This window comes from Paraburkholderia sp. ZP32-5, assembly GCF_021390495.1.
Taxonomy (GTDB): Bacteria; Pseudomonadota; Gammaproteobacteria; order Burkholderiales; family Burkholderiaceae; genus Paraburkholderia.
This window is the reverse complement of sequence record NZ_JAJEJP010000002.1, coordinates 980153-997945: the sequence shown is the minus strand read 5'-3', so window position 1 is coordinate 997945 and position 17793 is coordinate 980153. Positions and strand designations below refer to the sequence as shown.

At 63.7% G+C, this 17793-nt stretch carries 16 protein-coding genes; 2 read left to right on the top strand and 14 right to left on the bottom strand.

Annotated elements, in window-relative coordinates; translation table 11 throughout:
* Window positions 1-64 precede the first annotated feature (64 nt).
* The 11 genes from L0U82_RS23210 to L0U82_RS23160 form a co-directional block, all read right to left on the bottom strand.
* A complete protein-coding gene (locus L0U82_RS23210; protein ID WP_233834887.1) occupies window positions 65-451 on the bottom strand; it encodes a hypothetical protein in 387 nt (128 codons plus the stop codon).
* Between the two features lie 2 nt (window positions 452-453).
* Window positions 454-1347 carry a hypothetical protein gene (locus L0U82_RS23205; RefSeq protein ID WP_233834885.1) on the bottom strand — a complete coding sequence of 298 codons (894 nt, stop codon included), beginning with the start codon at window positions 1345-1347 and terminating at the stop codon, window positions 454-456.
* Between the two features lie 36 nt (window positions 1348-1383).
* Window positions 1384-2256, bottom strand: a complete 873-nt coding sequence (locus L0U82_RS23200; RefSeq protein ID WP_233834883.1) for a peptidylprolyl isomerase — start codon at window positions 2254-2256, stop codon at window positions 1384-1386.
* Window positions 2257-2361: 105 nt separating this feature from the next.
* Window positions 2362-2946: a YbjN domain-containing protein gene (locus L0U82_RS23195; RefSeq protein WP_233834881.1), complete on the bottom strand. Its 585-nt coding sequence runs from the start codon at window positions 2944-2946 to the stop codon at window positions 2362-2364.
* Window positions 2947-3074: 128 nt separating this feature from the next.
* Entirely contained in the window at window positions 3075-3764 is a 690-nt protein-coding gene (locus L0U82_RS23190; RefSeq protein ID WP_233834879.1) for a hypothetical protein, read from the bottom strand.
* A gap of 11 nt (window positions 3765-3775) precedes the next feature.
* Window positions 3776-5623: a putative porin gene (locus L0U82_RS23185; RefSeq protein ID WP_442793655.1), complete on the bottom strand. Its 1848-nt coding sequence runs from the start codon at window positions 5621-5623 to the stop codon at window positions 3776-3778.
* A gap of 88 nt (window positions 5624-5711) precedes the next feature.
* The gene (locus tag L0U82_RS23180; RefSeq protein ID WP_233834875.1) at window positions 5712-6410 is read right to left on the bottom strand and encodes an energy transducer TonB family protein; all 699 of its coding nucleotides are present in this window, start codon (window positions 6408-6410) and stop codon (window positions 5712-5714) included.
* A gap of 9 nt (window positions 6411-6419) precedes the next feature.
* Window positions 6420-6830: an ExbD/TolR family protein gene (locus tag L0U82_RS23175; RefSeq protein WP_233834874.1), complete on the bottom strand. Its 411-nt coding sequence runs from the start codon at window positions 6828-6830 to the stop codon at window positions 6420-6422.
* 21 nt (window positions 6831-6851) lie between these two features.
* Window positions 6852-8612, bottom strand: coding sequence for a DUF2341 domain-containing protein (locus L0U82_RS23170; RefSeq protein WP_233834872.1), 1761 nt, complete (start codon window positions 8610-8612; stop codon window positions 6852-6854).
* Window positions 8613-8714: 102 nt separating this feature from the next.
* Window positions 8715-10370: a ShlB/FhaC/HecB family hemolysin secretion/activation protein gene (locus tag L0U82_RS23165; protein WP_442793654.1), complete on the bottom strand. Its 1656-nt coding sequence runs from the start codon at window positions 10368-10370 to the stop codon at window positions 8715-8717.
* 369 nt (window positions 10371-10739) lie between these two features.
* Complete coding sequence (locus tag L0U82_RS23160) at window positions 10740-11897, bottom strand: TIGR03032 family protein (protein ID WP_233834870.1); 1158 nt, start codon at window positions 11895-11897, stop codon at window positions 10740-10742.
* A 492-nt stretch (window positions 11898-12389) separates the two neighbouring features.
* Between L0U82_RS23160 and gspK the strand changes: the two genes are divergently transcribed.
* The gene (gene gspK / locus L0U82_RS23155) at window positions 12390-13391 is read left to right on the top strand and encodes a type II secretion system minor pseudopilin GspK (RefSeq protein ID WP_326489757.1); all 1002 of its coding nucleotides are present in this window, start codon (window positions 12390-12392) and stop codon (window positions 13389-13391) included.
* 110 nt (window positions 13392-13501) lie between these two features.
* On the opposite strand, the gene L0U82_RS23150 is transcribed toward gspK, so the two are convergent.
* Window positions 13502-15127, bottom strand: a complete 1626-nt coding sequence (locus L0U82_RS23150) for a type II toxin-antitoxin system Phd/YefM family antitoxin (RefSeq protein WP_233834866.1) — start codon at window positions 15125-15127, stop codon at window positions 13502-13504.
* 335 nt (window positions 15128-15462) lie between these two features.
* Here L0U82_RS23150 and L0U82_RS23145 point away from each other — a divergent pair, with 335 nt between their 5' ends.
* On the top strand, window positions 15463-16278 hold the full coding sequence (locus L0U82_RS23145; RefSeq protein WP_233834864.1) for a hypothetical protein: 816 nt from the start codon (window positions 15463-15465) through the stop codon (window positions 16276-16278).
* Between the two features lie 129 nt (window positions 16279-16407).
* Here L0U82_RS23145 and L0U82_RS23140 read toward each other — a convergent pair whose 3' ends face one another.
* Together L0U82_RS23140 and L0U82_RS23135 are read right to left on the bottom strand one after the other, a co-directional pair.
* Complete coding sequence (locus tag L0U82_RS23140; protein WP_233834862.1) at window positions 16408-16656, bottom strand: FecR/PupR family sigma factor regulator; 249 nt, start codon at window positions 16654-16656, stop codon at window positions 16408-16410.
* A 129-nt stretch (window positions 16657-16785) separates the two neighbouring features.
* A complete protein-coding gene (locus tag L0U82_RS23135) occupies window positions 16786-17784 on the bottom strand; it encodes a FecR family protein (RefSeq protein ID WP_233834860.1) in 999 nt (332 codons plus the stop codon).
* Between the last annotated feature and the right edge of the window lie 9 nt (window positions 17785-17793).

The following is a 17793-nucleotide window of genomic DNA, read 5'->3' as shown; positions in this document are numbered from 1 at the left end:
GCTCGTCGCGTTGCTAGCGCTCGCGTCTGTCGATGCACCTTTCCGCCCGCTGCCGGGATCCGCTTCATTTCGGCGGCGCTGATGGCGGCGGTGGCGCGGGCGGCGCGGGCCGCTGCGGTGTCACGGATTTGCCCCAGTTGGAGCCGAAGCGATTCTGTTCGGTCGACAGATTGAACGTGCCGACCTTGTTCGACGGCTGCGTCGCCAACGCCTCCGCCGCGGTCTGCGACGCAGCGACCGTCGCCACCGGCTTGGGCTGCAACTGCGTCGACAGACAGTCATACGACAGCGCCCGCTGCCCGTTGACCTCCGCGTCGACGCACACCGGTTTGCTCGCCGACGCGGGCTGGCCCGTCGTATCCGCTTTCGATCGGGCGTCCTGCGCGTGACTCACACTAGCCACGCACAGGCCCGCAACGACGACACACCACCGTATTGAACGCAATCTCATCGTCAGCCTCCTCCTTTCGATCCCTGGCGCTTCGACGCTACCGACGAATCCGCGCCACCCAGCGCGTGCGTGCGGGATGCAAACGATAGAAAGGCATGCCGCTCCGCCGCATCGATAGTCTGCGCCGACCCTTCGCCCCGCGCTGCCCATGCTTCGCGCACACCCGCGACACGCTCGCAGCGCAGCACCTCATTGCCGGTCGGAAACGGCGTCGCGTCCGCCTCGCGGTAATCGACACGGAACAGCTCCGCGGGTCTGTCGCGCGGCATCCACAGATCGCCCACGTCATGCACGCTCGAATCGAACCAGAACCTGACCCAGTTCGTCGTCGTACCGCGCGGGCGTTCCGTGACGGCAGCCGCTTCGGCGCCAGGTTTCGTGGACGGCGCAACAGGCAATGCAATGGGCAGCCCATCGCCCGGCCGAACCTTGATAAAGCCCGTAAGCACCAGCAACACCGCCGCGAGATCGTCGTCGCGCAGGCCGGCGTAGGACCACAGACCCAGCACGTCCGCGAGCGCCAGCATGTTGATGAAGCGCTGGATCGTGATACCCGGCCACATCTGCCTGACGAGCGCGTAATGAAATTCCCAGCACTCGACGAAGCGGCGGCGATTGAGCGCCGATAGCGCCGGATTGGCGACGCGCCGCACGGCCAGATCGTCGGGCTGATAGTGCGAGGTCGTCAGCACGCATTGCGCGGCACGGCGCGCATTCTTGTGACGCACGAACCCCGCCATGCCCGGCGCCGGCTCCATCGCACCGAAGCACAGCGGACACCGCGTCAAGCCGTCGTCCGCCAGGGTGAGCCACGTGCCGGCTTCGACCACCGGCACCCGCCGCGCCTGATCGGCCGGCGCGCGCCGGCTATCGGCGGCTTGCGCTGCGGCGTTCACGCTTTGCTCCGGATCATCGGTCCGCATGCCGCGCCCCTATTGCGTCGACGCGACCGCTTTTTTCAGCGCGTCTTCGTTGATCGGCGCCTTGTCGGTCAGCTTCGCCAGATACGCCTGAGCGTTTTGCTGCGTGCGCTGCGTACGCAGCATCGCGCGGATCTGTTCCTTGACCTCGGGCAGCGGACGCACGGTCGCGGCCTTCGTGTCGATCAGCTTCACGACGTGAAAGCCGGTCGGCGTCTGGATCGGCGCTGAAACCTCGCCCGGCTTCAGCGTCGCGGCCGCCTGACGCACGGCGGGCAACAGCACCGCCTCCGGCATGAAGCCCATATCGCCGCCGTTTGCCGCGCTCGTCTTGTCCTGCGAATTCGCCTTCGCGAGCGCGGCGAAATCGCCCTTGCGCGCACGCACGGCGAGATCGTCGGCCTGCTTGTGCAGCTTGGCGACCGTCGCGGCGTCCGCGTTCGGCGGCAACTCCAGGTAGATCTGCGCGAGATGCAGCGAGGCCGGCACGGTGAATGCGCGCGGATTGCCGTCATACGCGGCCTGAATCTCGGCGTCCGACGGATAAGCGGCATCCGGCGTGTTGACGGACGCCAGATAGCTGCGCTCGATGATCTCCCGCTGCGCCTGCTCGATCTGCGCCTGCACTTGCGGCTGCTTGTCCCAGCCTTTCTGCTTCGCCTGCGCGAGCACGATCTTCTGCGCGAGCGCCGCGCGCACCAGACCGTCCATCGCGGCGGCGTCGGCCGCCTGGCGCGCACGCGGATCGACGCCCTTCAGCAGCGTCTCTACGTCCGACTGCGTCACCGATGCGTCGCCCGCGCGCGCGATCACGTCGTCCTGCGAGAACGCGACGAGCGGCGCGCACGCCAGCAAGCCCGCCATGGCGATAACGAACTTCTTCATGATTCTTCCTCCTACCGGACTACCGTTCGTGGGCGCGACGTAGCGCCCGAAAAAAGCGGGTCTGCGCCGCTGCTCGCGCGTGATCGCTTGAGCGCGGGCCGTCGATCATTGGGCGTCAGCGTCGGCGCGTTCATCCGTCGCGTGGGCCGCCGCTGCCGAGCCTTCCGACTCAGCCACCGCCTGCGTCACCGGCGTTTGCGCCGACATCGCCGGACGGTTGCGCAGATGCAGCAGAAACTCCTGCATCAGGCGCTCCCACAGTTCGATCGTGCCGCGCAGATAACGCGCGGACACGCCGCCCCCGACGATCACGTCCATCTCCAGCGACAGGAACGCGCCATGATTGGCGAGACGGGCAAACCGCTTGGTGCGGTTCCAGCTGGCCACCAGCTCGACCGGCAGTTCGCCCTGCACCTGCAACAGGCAGCTCAGCGTGTAGTCCATGTAGCGCACCGGCGTGGCGCTGGCCGACGGGTCCTGCGAGCGGGCCGCGGCCACATTGCCGAAGCGCACCGCAAAGCCGACGCCCTGGCTCGCGCTCATCAATTGCACCGTGCCGCCCTGCTCCACCGTATTCACGCGGTAACCCGCCGACTGCAACAGGTCGGCAAGCTGGCCGATTTCGACCGCCTCGATCAATGCCTGCGCCACCGGCTGCTCGCCCGTGGTCTCCGTGCTCTTCTGCGCCATCTCAGCTTTCCTTTCTCGACTTGATTTCGACGGGATACGTGCCCGCCCTCACGCTCTCAGGTCGTCCGTCAGACCATCCGCCGGCAGCGGATGGCCCGCTCGACTCTCACTGCATGTTCACTGTATTTTCACTGCTTACCCGTCGCGGCCGAAGCTGGCGACGCCGCCACCGGCCGCGCATTCGGGTCGTACTTCCCGCCATACAACGTATCGCCGTAGCGCTGCGCGATCTCGTCGTATTTCACGCGCGCGCTCTGCGCGAACGGCTCGCGTGAACTCATCACGGTGCCGAAGCCCACATGCTCGTACGCATCAAGGATCTCGTGACCCACCTGATACAGCTGCACGTTTTTCGCCTCGCACATCTGCAACTGTGACTGCGTCGTCTTCAGCTGCGTCTGCGCCTGCGTATCGTGCGAGCGCGACACCGTCAGCAGATCGTCATACGCCGACTTGTATTTCGTCAGCTGCTGGCTGTCGCGCGCATGGCTCGCCTTTTCAGTAGACAGCGCGCGCTCGGCCGCCACCTCGCCGTCGGACTTGCCTTTGGCCGCTGCCAGATCCGCCTGCGCCTGCTTCAGCTGAGCCAGCGCCTGGTCGCGCTGCTGCTGTGCGGTGCTCACATCACTTTGCATCTGCGCCTGGCCGTCCTGCAGCTGACGCAACTGCTGCGTCGTCTCGCGCAACTGGCTACGCAACCGGTCCTCGATGCTTTGACTTTGAGCCGACGCGCTGCCCGTCGCGAACAGACCACTCAACAGACCACACAGCAGCGCGCCCATGAGAACGGAAGAACGCATCCCGGTAGACAGGTTCATGGACGACCCCATTAGAAGCGTGCGTTCATTTCAAGCTGCAGCACGTCGATCGACAGCGGCGGCCCGTAGACTTCGCGCGCGCTCAGATAGCGCGCCTGCAGCCACGCATTCTTCGCCACCGCGTACTGTGCACCGACGATGTAACCCTTCGCGTTCGTGCCGCCCAGATTGAAGTCCGGATCGGTGAACGCGTCGAGTACTGCATCCGGTTCCAGGTACTTGTAGGTCACCGAGAAGTTCCACTGACCCGGCTCGACCGTCTCCGGACTGCCCAGCGTCGCCTTGAACATAAAACCGTCGCCGCCGCTCTTGTAGTTGGCTTCCGTCACCGTGTTCGTGGTGCTCGGGTTGTTGTAGTTGTTGATCGGCGTCGACGCCGCCGCGAATGCCTTGTTCTGGTTGAACGCGAGGTTGCGCACGTACTCGCCGTCGAGACGCAGCTTCATGCGGCCGGCGACGTTCGTATCCCACTGCAGCTTCGAGTCGAACAGACGATAGTTGTAGGCGAGACCGAACACCTGCTGCTCCGGCGTCAGTCCCGGCGCCAGATTCGGGTTCTGCGCGATGTTGCGCAGCGCGATCAGCGTGTTGCCCTTCTGCATGAACGCCGGTGCGTCGCTATCCGTGCTGCAGCTCGTTGCGCCCAGATACATCGCGCACGGCGACGACAACTGGCCGCGCAGGTTCATGAAGTCGTAGTACGCGAATGCGCCCTTGAGTTTGTTCTGGTCGTTGACCTGCCACTCGGCGCCCACCTGGCCGCCGACCATCCACTTGGTGGTGCCGCCGGGGTTATCCGGATTCTGGCCCAGGAAGCCGTCCGACGCGTACTGGATCGGGAATGCGCCGATCGTGCCGAACAGCGTCACGTCGTTGTGACCCGGCAGAAGATGGCGGAAATTCGCCGCGATACCGTCGAACTGCAGATCGTTCGAGAACAGGAGGTCCGACGAGAAGAACGGATTGTCGAAGCGGCCCGCCGTGATATTGACCCACGGCAACGGCGCGTATTTCAGGAACGCCTGATTCAGCCAGATGTTGTTCTTCGCGAAGCCGCCGCCCAGCAGGCTGGTCGTCGACACCGGCCCGTTGTCGTTGCCGCTCGCGAGCTGCAGGCCCGCGATCAGCTGGCTGGAGATATCGGCCGTGACGCCCAGACGCGCGCGCACGCTGAGCTGGTTGTCGCGATCCTGCGTAGTGTTCAGCACCGGATATGGACGCGTATTGGTGTTCTGGTTGACGTCGATGCCACCGCCGGCATTGGCCGCGGCGAAGTTCGTCAGTCCGGTCGCGTTGCGTGACGAGAAGAAGTCGTACTGGTCGCGCACGCGCAGATCGCCGTTCAGGTGAATGCGCGACACCCAGTCCGGAAACGTATTCGGCTGCGCCCAGTTCTCGGCTTTCGCCTGCGCGACCACTTCCTGCTTGACCTGGTCGCGGATCTGGTCGCGCACGACCTGCGGCACGTACGGCACCGCGACGTCGCCTGGCTGCGTCGGCGCGTTCACGACCGCGGCTCCTGCTGCCCCTGCCGCCCCCGCCACGCCCGCTGTCGCCACTCGGCTGGTCCTCGCCTGGGCCGCCTCGCTCTGCGCCTGCGCGATCAGCTCGGTGGCGTTCTCCTTCGTCAGCACGCCACGCTTGACCAGCAGATTGATCAGGTTGATCACCGTGCTGCCGGTCGGCGTCGATGCGGCGTTGGCCGACGCATCGGCGGCCTGCGTCTCCAGCGACTGCGCGTGCGCGAACGCCGAACAGGTGATCCCCAGCGCGAACAGCGCCGCGCTCATGCGCGAGCGCCGCAACGACAGTGCCCCAGCGCTGCAACCCTCACCCCGAATTCTCATTTTCTGCACCATCAACGATCTCCGCATATCTGCTGTTTGCTGGCTGCCGCCGTTTGCCCGGCGCGCCCGCCCCGTGTTCCGTACTGTTTTCTGTTTCCGACTAGACCGGCTTGTGGCCCAGCAACTTCACGAGGACCGGATACGCGGTGCCGGGCGGCGGCGGTTCGTCCACCTTGCCCAGCGACTCCACCGCGGCCACCACCGCCGCATCGATCTTCGGATCGCCGGTCGACTGCGCGACCGTCACCTTGGTGATGTGCCCGGCGCCATCCATCCACAGATTCAGGTTGCCGGCGAAGCGCGCGCCGCCCGCGTCCTGCACGCCCTTGTCCTGTTCGATCGCGTGCTGCAGCACGTACACCATGTATTGCGAGTAGCTGGCGTTGCCGAAACGTCCGCCACCGCCGCTGCCGACCATGCCCGAGCCATCGCCCGCGCCGATGTTGAAGCTGTCGGTGCCCGCCTGCGCCGGCGCGTTCATCGTCATCTGCTTCGGCTCGTTGTCCGTAGGCTTCGGCGCTTCAGCAGGCTTGGGTGTCGGCGTCGGCCGGTCCACCGGCGTCTTCACCTCTTCCTTGATCTTCTCGGGCGGCGGCTTCTGTTGCGGCGGCGGCGGTGGTGGCGGCAGCGGGATCACCGTCGTCACCTGCGGCGCCGACACGCGCTTGACGCCCGCGGTGTCGCTCGCGAAATGCCAGATCAGCCACGCGAGGCCCGCGAGCACCAGCGCGATGACCACAGGCTTCACGAAGCGGCCCGGGCCTTTGTCCGGCGAACCACCGGTATAGGTCGTTTCCATTGCGCGTCCCTAGCTGCCCTGCTTCGCCTTGCCCGTGACGAGTCCAACCTGCGACAGGTCGAGGCGGCGCAACAGATCGAGTACGTCCATGACCCGCTGATAGGCAACGGTCGAGTCGCCCTTCAGCACGATCGGGAAGTCGGGATTACTGGCTTTTTCAGTGCGCAGACGGCTCTCCAGTTCTTCCATCGAAACCGGATAGGCATCCAGATAGATCTGCCCCGAATCCGCCACCGTGATCGCCTTCGTCTTGGGCTTGGCCAGACTCGCCGACGAACTCGCCTTCGGCAGGTCCACTTTGATGCCCTGAACCGACGCGGTCGTCATGATGATGAAAATGATCAGCAGCACATACGCCAGGTCGAGCATCGGCGTGATGTTGATGTCGTCGTAGGGCTTGTCGTCATCCTGAACCTGCATCGCACGTTCCTCCGTCTCTAATCAGTCCGCGGCGAGCGCGTGGTCGGGGCTGCGATGCGCTTCCGCGAGACGCGTGACGAATTCGTCGACGAACACCTGCATGTTCGCGGTCACGTTCTTGTTGCGGATTAGCAGATAGTTGTAGCCAAACAGCGCCGGAATCGCGACGAACAGACCGGTGACGGTCGCGAGCAACGCGGCCGCGATACCCGGTGCGATCGCGTTCACGTTCACGTCGCCGGCTGCCGCGATCGCGGCGAACGTGATCATCACGCCGACCACCGTACCGAGCAGGCCGAGGAACGGACCACCCGAAATCGCGATCGTCAGCAGCACCATCGACTTCGAAAGACGCTGGTTTTCGCGTACCAGCGTCGCATCCATCGACGCGCGGATCGCTTCGATCGATTCGCTCGTGATCACCGTGCGGCCGTTTTCGTTGACGCGGTTGTGAATCTCATCGACACCGGACTTATACAGGCGATAAAGCGACGATTGATGCAGACGCCGGCCTTCGTCGCTCGACTCGGCGACATGCGCGAGACCGACCAGATGACGGCCGGCCACGCGGCGGAAGCGTTCGACGAAATAGGCATTGGCCTTGTCGACGGTGCCGACGTAACGGGCCTTGCTCCACATCACGACCCACGAAATGAACGCCATCACGAGCAGGATGCCGATCACCACCCATGCGTCGATCGTCACCGAATGCACGATCACGCCGAAGTAGCCAAAGCCGAAGCCGGACTGCTTTTCGTCGGCGCCGTACGCGACGAGTTTCGATTCGGAGCCCTGCGCGAGCGTGTCGATCGCGAAGGTCGCCGGCGAGCGCGCGATCTTCGACAGACGCAGTTCGTCGAGCGTGCCGGCGAAGCCGGCAAAGCCGGCGGGCGCTCCCGTGACGTCACCGGCGATCGCCGCTGCCGTCGTCAGCGCCGGCAATGTGGCCGCGACTTGTGCAACCTGTTTGCCGTTCACGAACAGCGTGACGTTCTTGCCGTCGGCCGTGACGCCGATCTGGGTCCACTGGTTCGCGGCAACCGCCGGCGAGGCCGGCGTGCGAACCGGCGCGCCGCCGTTGTCGATCTCGGCAAACGGCACACCGTTATCAAGGCCGATCAGCAATGCGTTTGCACCATCGCGGCGGCTATACAGCAACTGGTTGGCCGCGAGTGCCGACGGCTTGACCCACGCGCTGAACGAGAAGCTGCCGCCGGCCGCGACATTCAGCGACGGGCTCGCCGGCAACATCAGCGGCTGGCTGCCGTCGAATTGCGCGGCACGGCCGATGATGCCGTCCTCGACCGTTTTGAACGGTGCGTTTTGCGCATTGTTCGCATAGGCGGTCGCATCTTTCGGCGGCGTGCCCGACGTGCCGCTGAAGTGATAGACGAGCGCGTAGTCGGCGTCGAAGGTCTCAGCCGGCTTGCCGCCGTCGGGTGCTTTCTTGTTGCCGTAGTACATCCAGATCTGCTGCGCGCTGCCGGCCGGCATCTTCGGGATATCGACCCAGATCAGCGCGACGCCGAGCATCGGATCGTACTGCTCGATGTGGTAGTTCAGCGGCGTCTTGTCATCGCTGTCCACGAAGCGGATGTCGCTGCCGCCGTCGGCCAGTCCGTCGAACTGGAAGTTGCCCGAATGCAGACGGATCAAAAGCGGCACACGTCCCGCCGATTCCGTCAGATTCGCGCCTTTCGGGCTCGCATCGATCGTGATCGCCTTGCGATACGACCAGTCGTTCTGCCACCAGGCATTCGCGACACCGGGCAGTACTCCCATCAGTACCGCCATCATTAAGAACAAGACTCGCTTCACAATCCACTCCCCGAATGAACTGTCCCGGTACGCAACGCGTCGGCACAGCACGATGAAAAAAATCCGTCAAAAGCTCAATCGCACATAGAAGTCGAAACGTGGGCTGTACTGTTTCGTGTAGACGCCCGGCTTCAATGGCCATCCCGCCTCGAAGTCCGCGCTTGCATACTTGAGCAGTTGCATACGCGTGCCAAAGCCGACGCTCAGCAGGTTGAACGTGGACGTCTGTTCCGGCAGCGGACTCAGCAGCCACAAATGCGCGGCGTCGACGAACACGTGGAAACGCCATTCGTTCACGCGGCCGTTCAGGTACTTCGCGATCGACGGGCTGCGCAATTCGAGCGAGCCGATCACGCCGCTGTCGGCGGTGTCCTCGGCCTGCATATAGCCGCGCACGCTATTCATGCCGCCCGCGGCGAACTGCTCGCTCGACACCAATGGCGAATTGGCAAGCTGCGCGGTGATGTGCGCGTTCGCGTTGATATCGTTGGCGAGGTTCTGCGTGTGATTGACGTCGAACTTGCCGTAGACGAAATCCGGCGTTGCGTTGAAGCGCTTGGTGTCCCATGCATCCGCATCGCTGCCGATGCCGCGGATGTTGGTCGTCAGCGACGCCGAGAATGCCGTCTGCGAACTCTTCAGATTGAGCTGGCCGTTATACGAGAACGTGACCGGCACATAGGTGAGCGGCGCGGTGGACTGCTGCCCCGCGATACTGACGTTCTCGTCGAAATGCTTGCGATCGATCTCGACGCTGGCCGACTGCGCGTAGGTATCCGTCGACGGCAGCGCGTAGATCGCGGTCAGCCCGAACGACGTGCCCTTGCCCAGTACGTTGGTTCCGCCGACCGATGCGACGTTGCTGTCCGAATGCAAGACCGAAGCGAGCAGGCTCCAGTGAGAGTCCTTCAGCGGCGCGAGATAGGAAAACGAATAGACGCGCGCATCGTCCGGATGCTGCGGCGCAATCAGATACGTGCCTGAAATCACGTGTCCGAGCTGCCACAGGTTCGAATAGCTGAGTGTCGCGCTGGTGCGCAATGGAGTCGTGCCCGGGCTGTTGTCGTTGTTCACGTCCAACGTGCCGTGCAGCGGGCTATGATCGTCGACCTTCAGATCGACATCGACCGTTTGCGGCTGCACGCCCGGCTTCAGCACTGGAATCACCTGGCGATCGGCGGAACGGTTCAGATCGGTCAGTTGCTGCTGTGCCTCGGTAAAGTCGGGCACCGTGCCTTCCGCCAGCGCGGGAACACCGTCGCGGATGTTCTGCAGCGAGCTGTATTTCGCGCCATCGACGCGCAGCCGCCCCACCTTCGCCTCGACGACCTGCAGCAGGATCACGCCGTTCTTTACTTGTTGCTGCGGCAATTCGACGACGACCGATTGATAACCGCGGTCCTGATAAACCTTCTGTAATGCATCGCGCGCGGCATTGACATCATCGAGCGTTTTGCCCGGACCTTCGAACGGATAAACGGCCTTCTCGATATCGACACCCGGAAGAACCGTATTGCCCCGCACGATGAATTCATTGAGATCGAATGTTCTCGGCATGCCCGCTGCCGCGCCTGCTGTGCGCTCGGCCGGCGCGGCGCCAGCCGCTACCTGAGCACGAACCGGCACCGAGAAACTCGCCACGCCCGCCACCATGAGTCCCGCAAGACACCTTAGCCGGATTCGCCCCGGTCCGTACTGATCCCCGTCTACATTCGGCGGCATGCGCCCTTCCCCTTGTGTTTCAAATCGCCAGTACTTCTGCGCGATGCACTTGCGCGCAGCTAACAGAAGCCTGTTTCAGATATTTGACGGCATCGTAGTAGAGCTAACTCAACGACGAAGACAAGCCCCGCCCAACGTGAGTCATATCAACTCGACGCGTCATTCGGGAACCACCGGCAGCGTGAAATTCATCGCTCACGTGCCGGTCCGATTCCTGAATGCAGTGCTGCGAACGATTCTCCGTATTGGGTCCAGAATCCATTCACATTCGCGCCGCTCTCACCTTGATGCCCGATAGATTTCCCGGCTTCTATATCAAGGACGAGGGCACTTCGCGCAACCCGCAGAATTTTTTTGTACCGATGATTCTTACTGCGCCCGCTGCGCGTTTTCGTCTTCCTCGCGCGGACGGGACTGCCAGAAACCGCCTTTCATCGTCGTGATCGATGGCGTCTCTCTCCACTGCTGAGGGCTCAGAATCTCCGCGCGGCGGATGCCCGGCATCACCTGCACATCGAATACTTCGTCGACGCCGTTATAGAACTGCAGGATGCCCAGTACTTCGCCGCTACGGCGATCGATTGCCGCGACACCGGCGACCAGCCGCTCTGCCGCTCCTTCGATCGGCAAGCCTTGAGGACCGCGCTTGTCCCGCAGCCTCGACAGCCCCACGAACAGCACGCCGCCGTACTCCGCCAGCCCGTGCGTGAAACCGGGCAGCGTCGCGACGACCCGCTTCGCGCCGGACTGCGAATCGAGCTGCAGCACCTGCCCGCGACCGCCTTCGAGCACGTACAACTGGTTATCGATCAGCCTCGGCGAATGCGGCATCGACAGACCCGCGGCCACGATGCGGCCCGACGGCACTTCCATGAGGATCCCGCCATCGGCCATGCCGCTGCGCCAGCCAAACGGTTTGTCGCTATGGCCGAGTGCGGTCGCATAGCGCACCTTGCCGTCGTGAAATGCCATACCGTTCAGATGGCAGCGATCGTCGGGGCCAAATCCGCTAATAAACGGCGGTTGCCAGATCGGCGTGAAATTGAAGTACCCGTCGATGACGCTGATGCACGAGTAACGCGTGTTGACCGCGAGCACCACCTGCTTTTCGAACGCCATGTCATGCAGATCGAGATCGCCCGTGTAATACGACTGACGCGGCACGAATATCGCGTCGTAGTAATCGGGCCGCACCGGATAAAGCGGTGCGAGGTTCGATACGTTCGAAAACACCAGCAATTCGTGGGTCGTCGCCACCGCCAGCCGATTGCCGGACACCGCCATGCCCATCGAGCGCGGCAGCAGACAGGCCGACAATGTCGGCACACCGTTGTCGACGCCGAGTATCGCGACACCGGATGGCCGGCGGCTTATCGCAAGCGAGCATTGCAGCGATTCGAGCACCGCCAGAAAGCGGCCCGTATCGCGCAGATTGATGAGCGGCGAGTCGTTATCCCCGTGACTCGCTTCCGTTTCGGCAATCGTCGGATTGACTGCCGGATCATTGGCACGCTGTTCCACGTTCATGTACCCGTTTGCGCCTGCGTGTGTATCTGCGGTTTGCACCTGCATGTGCATCTGCTAACTACTCCGTTGTCCAGCGCGACTTCACGCGATCGCATCGCGTCAGGACGCACGCACCGGCCGACGATGCAGCCGATGCCTTTACTTACTAGACGTAACCTCGTATCGAGAGCCGCAGACTTTTTTATGCATCGCGCGGACAAAGACGCGTCGACATCGCACTGCATGCCGTGGCAGCCGGCATGCCGATGAGATTGCGGCCCATGCCCTCGCGGCCCTCAATGACGGATTCGGTGATATCAACCAGCGCGCATAGTTGGCTGAGATCTGGTCTGTAATGTGTAGGTCTATTGATGTGGCCTATCGTTATATTTGAACAGGTCATTTTTTATGACATTGCGTGGATGAGTCGTCGATACGCATGCAGAAAGTCATCGACGTGTGCCAATATTCGCAGTGCAGCGCTCATTCATTCACGTTCAGGCTGACCCTCTCATGCACAGGCTCATGTGTCGCAATGTCGGCGTTCTTCGCGCCCGCTCGCATCGCCAGCGTGGCATTGCGATCGTGACTGTTCTGCTGGTCGTCGCGCTCGCCGCGGCGCTCGCGGCGAGCGTGTTATGGCGGCAACACGTGGCCACGCACGACGTGGAAAATCAGCGGCTCGCCACTCAGGGGCTGTGGGTCGAACGCGCGGCAGTCGAGTGGGCTCGCGCCACGGTACGGGAAGATGCGAGGTCATCGAACGTCACTTATGTCGGGCAGGCGTGGTCGTCGCCTGTCAGCGAGGTTCAGCTCGTTGATCTGTTGCCGCGCGATGCCGCGGCCGTCAACGGCGAGCTTGCGCGCGCATGGATTTCCGGGCAGGTCGAAGACGCGCAGGCGAAGTTCAACGTGATGAACATCGTCGCGCGCGTGTCGCCGGGACAACCGTACGCGGCCTATGGTCCAGGCGTGCTTGCGTATCGGCGTCTGCTGTCCGGACTGGGACTGTCACCGGCACTCGCGCAGCAAACCGCCGACTATCTGGTGGACTCATTGCGGCCCACCCGTGGCGGCAACTGGCCGCTGCAGCCGGTGACGCTCGCCGACCTCGCGCGCATTCCCGGCTACGACGCGCATACGGTCGAGACGCTCGCGCCCTATGCGACGATCCTGCCGGACCAGACGACCGTCAATGCCAACACCGCAGCGGAGCCGGCACTGATGGCCGCGATCCCCACGCTGTCGCACACGCAGGCACAGCGGCTGGTGGAGCGGCGTGCCACCGCCTATTTCAACAGTACCGCCGATATTGCTGAAATCCTGCTGCCGGTCAGCACGAATGCCACGCTGCCGGAGGGCGCGATCGTCGGCGTCACGAGCGGCTATTTCCTCGTGCACTGCCATGTTCGATCACCGAGGCTCAGAATGCGGGTCGATACGCTGATCGGGCTTCATAGCTCCGGCAACTTCGCATGGACGTCGGTCGTCTGGGTTCACCGACTCGCGGGTTAACGCCCTCAAAAAAAGCGAGCCTGATCCGTGTTGAGAGGAATCAGGCTCGCGGGTCCGCGTTGCGGCGCTTATTGCATCGATCTATTGCATCGATGGCGAAGACGATGACTTCAGTTCAGCGAAGAACCACTGCGACGCAGATCCACGATCGGCGTCGGCGCGATATAGCTGTCACCGCCGCGGCTAAAACCGCTTTCACGTACTTCGAGCATCAGCCGGTTCCAGTCTTCGATCGATACGAGCAACGCAATCGGCCGGTTGTATTTGGTCACCATCACGAGCGCCTCGCTCGCGTGGCGTAGTGCCTTCGACGGATTGCTGCTGAAATCGCGCGTCGCCATCGCGATCGTGCGCATGTTGAACGAGCCTGTCAGCACCGTCTCGCCGTGTCCGTACAGCAGACGTTCGAGCGTCAGCGCGCGCCCCTCTTCCTGCGCTTTCGACGCGGCGCGGTCGCGCTTCTGCCGGCGCCGGCTACGCGGATCGACATGCTCGGCGAGGCAGCGCACGATCTCGCCGACCTCGGGCACGATCATCTGGTCGTAGCGCCGCCAGCACTCCGGCGGCAGCGCGATCATCATGCCCTTGTACGTTTCGCACACGCCCGACGCCATCTGGATGCACAAGCGCTCGATATCGCGCACACCGAGCCCCAGCTCGCCATCGACCGCATTCACCATCGCGACCAGCGTGTTGTGCGCAATCGCCAGAATCGCCGCCGCCAGCAGCGCGGCGCGCGGCGGTACATCGGCGAGCGCCGCGCCGTTGAACACCGCGTCCATCGACAGCGACGTGATCCGCTCCGGCTGCATGCGCAGCAACGCGACGATCGCATGCGCGCCGAGCCGCGATTCCGGCACGTTCGTCAACATCGCCAGCGCGCTGGCCGCCTGCTCGCCGTCCTTGCCGTCACGCCATTCGATACGGCGGAACGTCGGCGAACTCTGCGGATTGCCGGCGAGCACGACCCGCTGTTCATACACGCGTCCACCGTCCAGTTCACCCATATCTTGCGGATCATCGAGCGTCTGATAGGCCGGCGCGCAGCCGTGATCCTGCATGACGAACGCGCTGCCTACGCGCGGCCAGCCGCCAAGCAGCGCGTCCGCGCCGAAACGTCCGCGCACGATCCATAGCTCGTTGTCGCCGACCGATTCGAGCAGCGATCCAATGAATGCGCGCTCGTGAATCTGCCCGCGTTCATACGGCACCAGATCGACGATCATGCCCGACTCCGGCGCATAAACCGGCAACGCTCTCAACCTCGCGAACGAGCCGGCGGCCGGCTCGTCCGTCGCGATTTCGTGAACGCATCCGTGCGGACCCGGCGTGCATTTCAACGATGCGCGCTCGCCATCCAGCACTCTCAATTGATAGCCACCGACCGATGTCTGCCCCCTGCGGCCGAAGCGCGAACCGCCGCCGAGCAGCAACCCGACGCCGTCCTTGAGCAGCGCGCGTCCCCAATCCGGACGCAGCCGGCTCATGCTGTCATGCAGCTTCGCGACCGCCGGCCCGAGTTGCGATAGCGCATAAGGCGACGACCATTGCGGCGCGCGCGGACGCTGGCGCTGAGCGAGTAGGTCCATGGCCGCGACGATCTGCGAACAGAGCAGCTCACGCGTCTCTTCTCCATCCGGATCGCTGTCGCCGCGAAGCGCATCGTCGACCCATTCGGCGTGCAACGCGCACTGCATCACCAGTCTCGCCATCACCGCCGCGGGACTCTGCTCCACGAAACGCTCCATGACCGTACGTATCACGTGATCACTCCGTTATTGTTTGCTCGCATCCGCGTGTGCCGCATACGGATCTCCCCATCGACCCGCCGCGCTACTGCCAGCGGCACACACCCTCGTTCACTCACTCTCTATCGACGCTTTATCGATTCTTTATTGATCCGTTCCCGGCTCACAGCGCGGCGACACTGCCGCGCGCACACAACAGCAAGTCCCTTACGAAGCATTCCAACTCTTGACGGACGGATTCCATCGTCCGAATATCAGTGCCGTCGGCTTTTCGCCCAACTCATCGCGAGCGCCTGTTCATCACGCCGCCGCGAGCTTCCCTCATGTATGTCGATCCCCGTGTGGCCCATGGCCGCGCCACCTTTGATCTGAACCGGTCTCCGCGCATGTTCGAGGAGGAGCGCCGTGCCGCGCTGCGCGACGTGATCGTCCAGTGTCTGCGGACCCTTCCCGAGCCTCACAGCCGGCGCAGTCTGATGCGTCTGCTCGAACGCCAGGTGGCGCCGCGGCTCGCGCGTATGGGACTGGAGCCGTATATCGGCCGCTTCGGTCCCAGGGAAGGATTGCTGATGACGTTCGCGACCATGAGTCCGGTGCATGGGCTGCGCGAATTCCAGATGCAACTGACGGTGCATGATCTGCGGCTCGACTGCTTCGCGACGACCGTGATCCGGCCGCATGCGGTCGCGCGCTGCATGCAGCGCAACGGCGTGATGTCGATCGAACAGATCGAACCCGAAGCCGCCACCGCGTTCGTGCTGGCCCGGGCGATCCGCCCGCTCGCGCGCATGCAGAAGTGGAAGCAGGTCGCCGTGCCCACGCCCGATGGTCTGTTCGTCGGCGAGATGACGCCAAGCGAAGACGTCGGCATCAACACCTATCTGCATCCCGCGGACAACGGTCGCCCGTCGCGCTGGCAAGCGTTCGCCAGCCTGTTCGGCGACATGCCCCGCTGGGACACGGCGCAGATCCGCCGGGGCACCGATCTTCTGCAGTGGATGATCAGCCATCTCGTGACCTTGCAAAAATCCGGGACCTTCGCGGAACGGTTCCCGTTCCTGCTGGAGCCCTACGTGAAAGGCGGTGATCCGCTCGACGAAGCATGGGATGCGACGCGCCGGGATCCGGCTGCATCGTGAGCGTCATCGCAATCACAACGCCCACATAAACAAGGTCGAAACGGATAGGGCTAACCCGCAGGATTTTTTTCTCGTTTCTTTTTTCCCGTCGTCTTGATGCGAAAGGCATCACACGAGCGGAACGGGCAGTCACGATGCAAGCGGATCGTCGCAATCGGGATGAATCGCCATCGCCAGCAGCGACCAGAAATGAATCACTTCGAGCGCCGCGCGCTCATGCTCGCCGCTGCGCGCGCACCAGTGCGTGAAGGCCGCGATGTCCCGCTCGTCGGCGGCGTCGGAGCGCAGCCAGATCACCCATCGAACGGCCGCGTCGACGACGCCAGGTGAGATATTCGCCGGATGGAAAAGGCTCTCCGGGACTGCTTTCCAGATCATGTTCGCTGCCCGCCGCACGATAGGGTTGCCGACCCGCGCCATAGCCTCCGAGGCGTTGTCCGGGTGTTCAACTATAAGGTCGTAGCGAGCGGCGCTAACCCGCAAATACGGAAGCGGATGATGAAGCCGTCAGGTCATCAGTTCGATGCGCCCTGGCAGCCGTGTGATGTGTCCGTCGTACAGACGGCAGAGCATGTTGACGGCATCGTCGAGCCGTGTGATGGGGAACTGCGCCTGGACCCGATTAGCACCGAGCGCGGCGTTTCTGATGATGATCTTGCCGGGCCGATAGCGGTTGATCTCGTCGACCACTTCGACAAGCGGCACGTTGTTGAACACGAGCAGACCGCGGCGCCACGCGGTGACGTTGTCGGTATCGATGCGGGAGACCGGGCGTACACGGCGATCGTCGTAGGTCACCTGATCGCCCGCTTGCAGCGTGAGCTTTCCCTGCGGATGATCGAGCGTGAGCGCGCCGGCGAGACAGGTCACGCATACCGAGGTCGCGGTGCGCCGCACATTGAAGCGCCCGACATCGGCGCCGATGCGGCCGTTGCCGGCCACCACGGCGACCGGCATCAGCGGCCGCGAGCGAGCGGCGTCCGGTGCCATCGCATCGAATTCGGCCTCGCCGGCGAGCAGCTTGACGCCATGCACGCCGTCCTGCTGCTTCATCAGTTCGAGGCTGGTCTGCGTGTTCATCTCGACCGCGATACGCTCCGACAGCACGACGCGACGCTGCTCGCCCGTGCCGGTGCGATAGTCGGAAGCGAGATCGGCAATTGACGGCCACAGTCCGAGCGGCGGGCTGACCGCGAGCCACGAGACTCCGGCGGCCAGTGCGAAGCCGACGAACGCGCGGCGGCCGGTGCGCAAATTCCGTGATGAATTGCGCTTCGCAGCCGAAGCGCGGGCTTTGGCCTGCTCTTCCTGCGCGACTTCCGCGGCAGCGACACGCAAGCTGCCCCACGTGTCGCGCAGCAGATCCGCCGCGCCCGGGTGATCATCGGACCACTGACGAAACGCCGCGGCGTCCGACCCATCCGGATGGTCGGAGCGCAGGTGCAATAACCACGCGCATGCCTCCTCCCGCGCGAGTTTTGCAGACTCGAGATCTGCTTTCGTCATTGTTGCGAT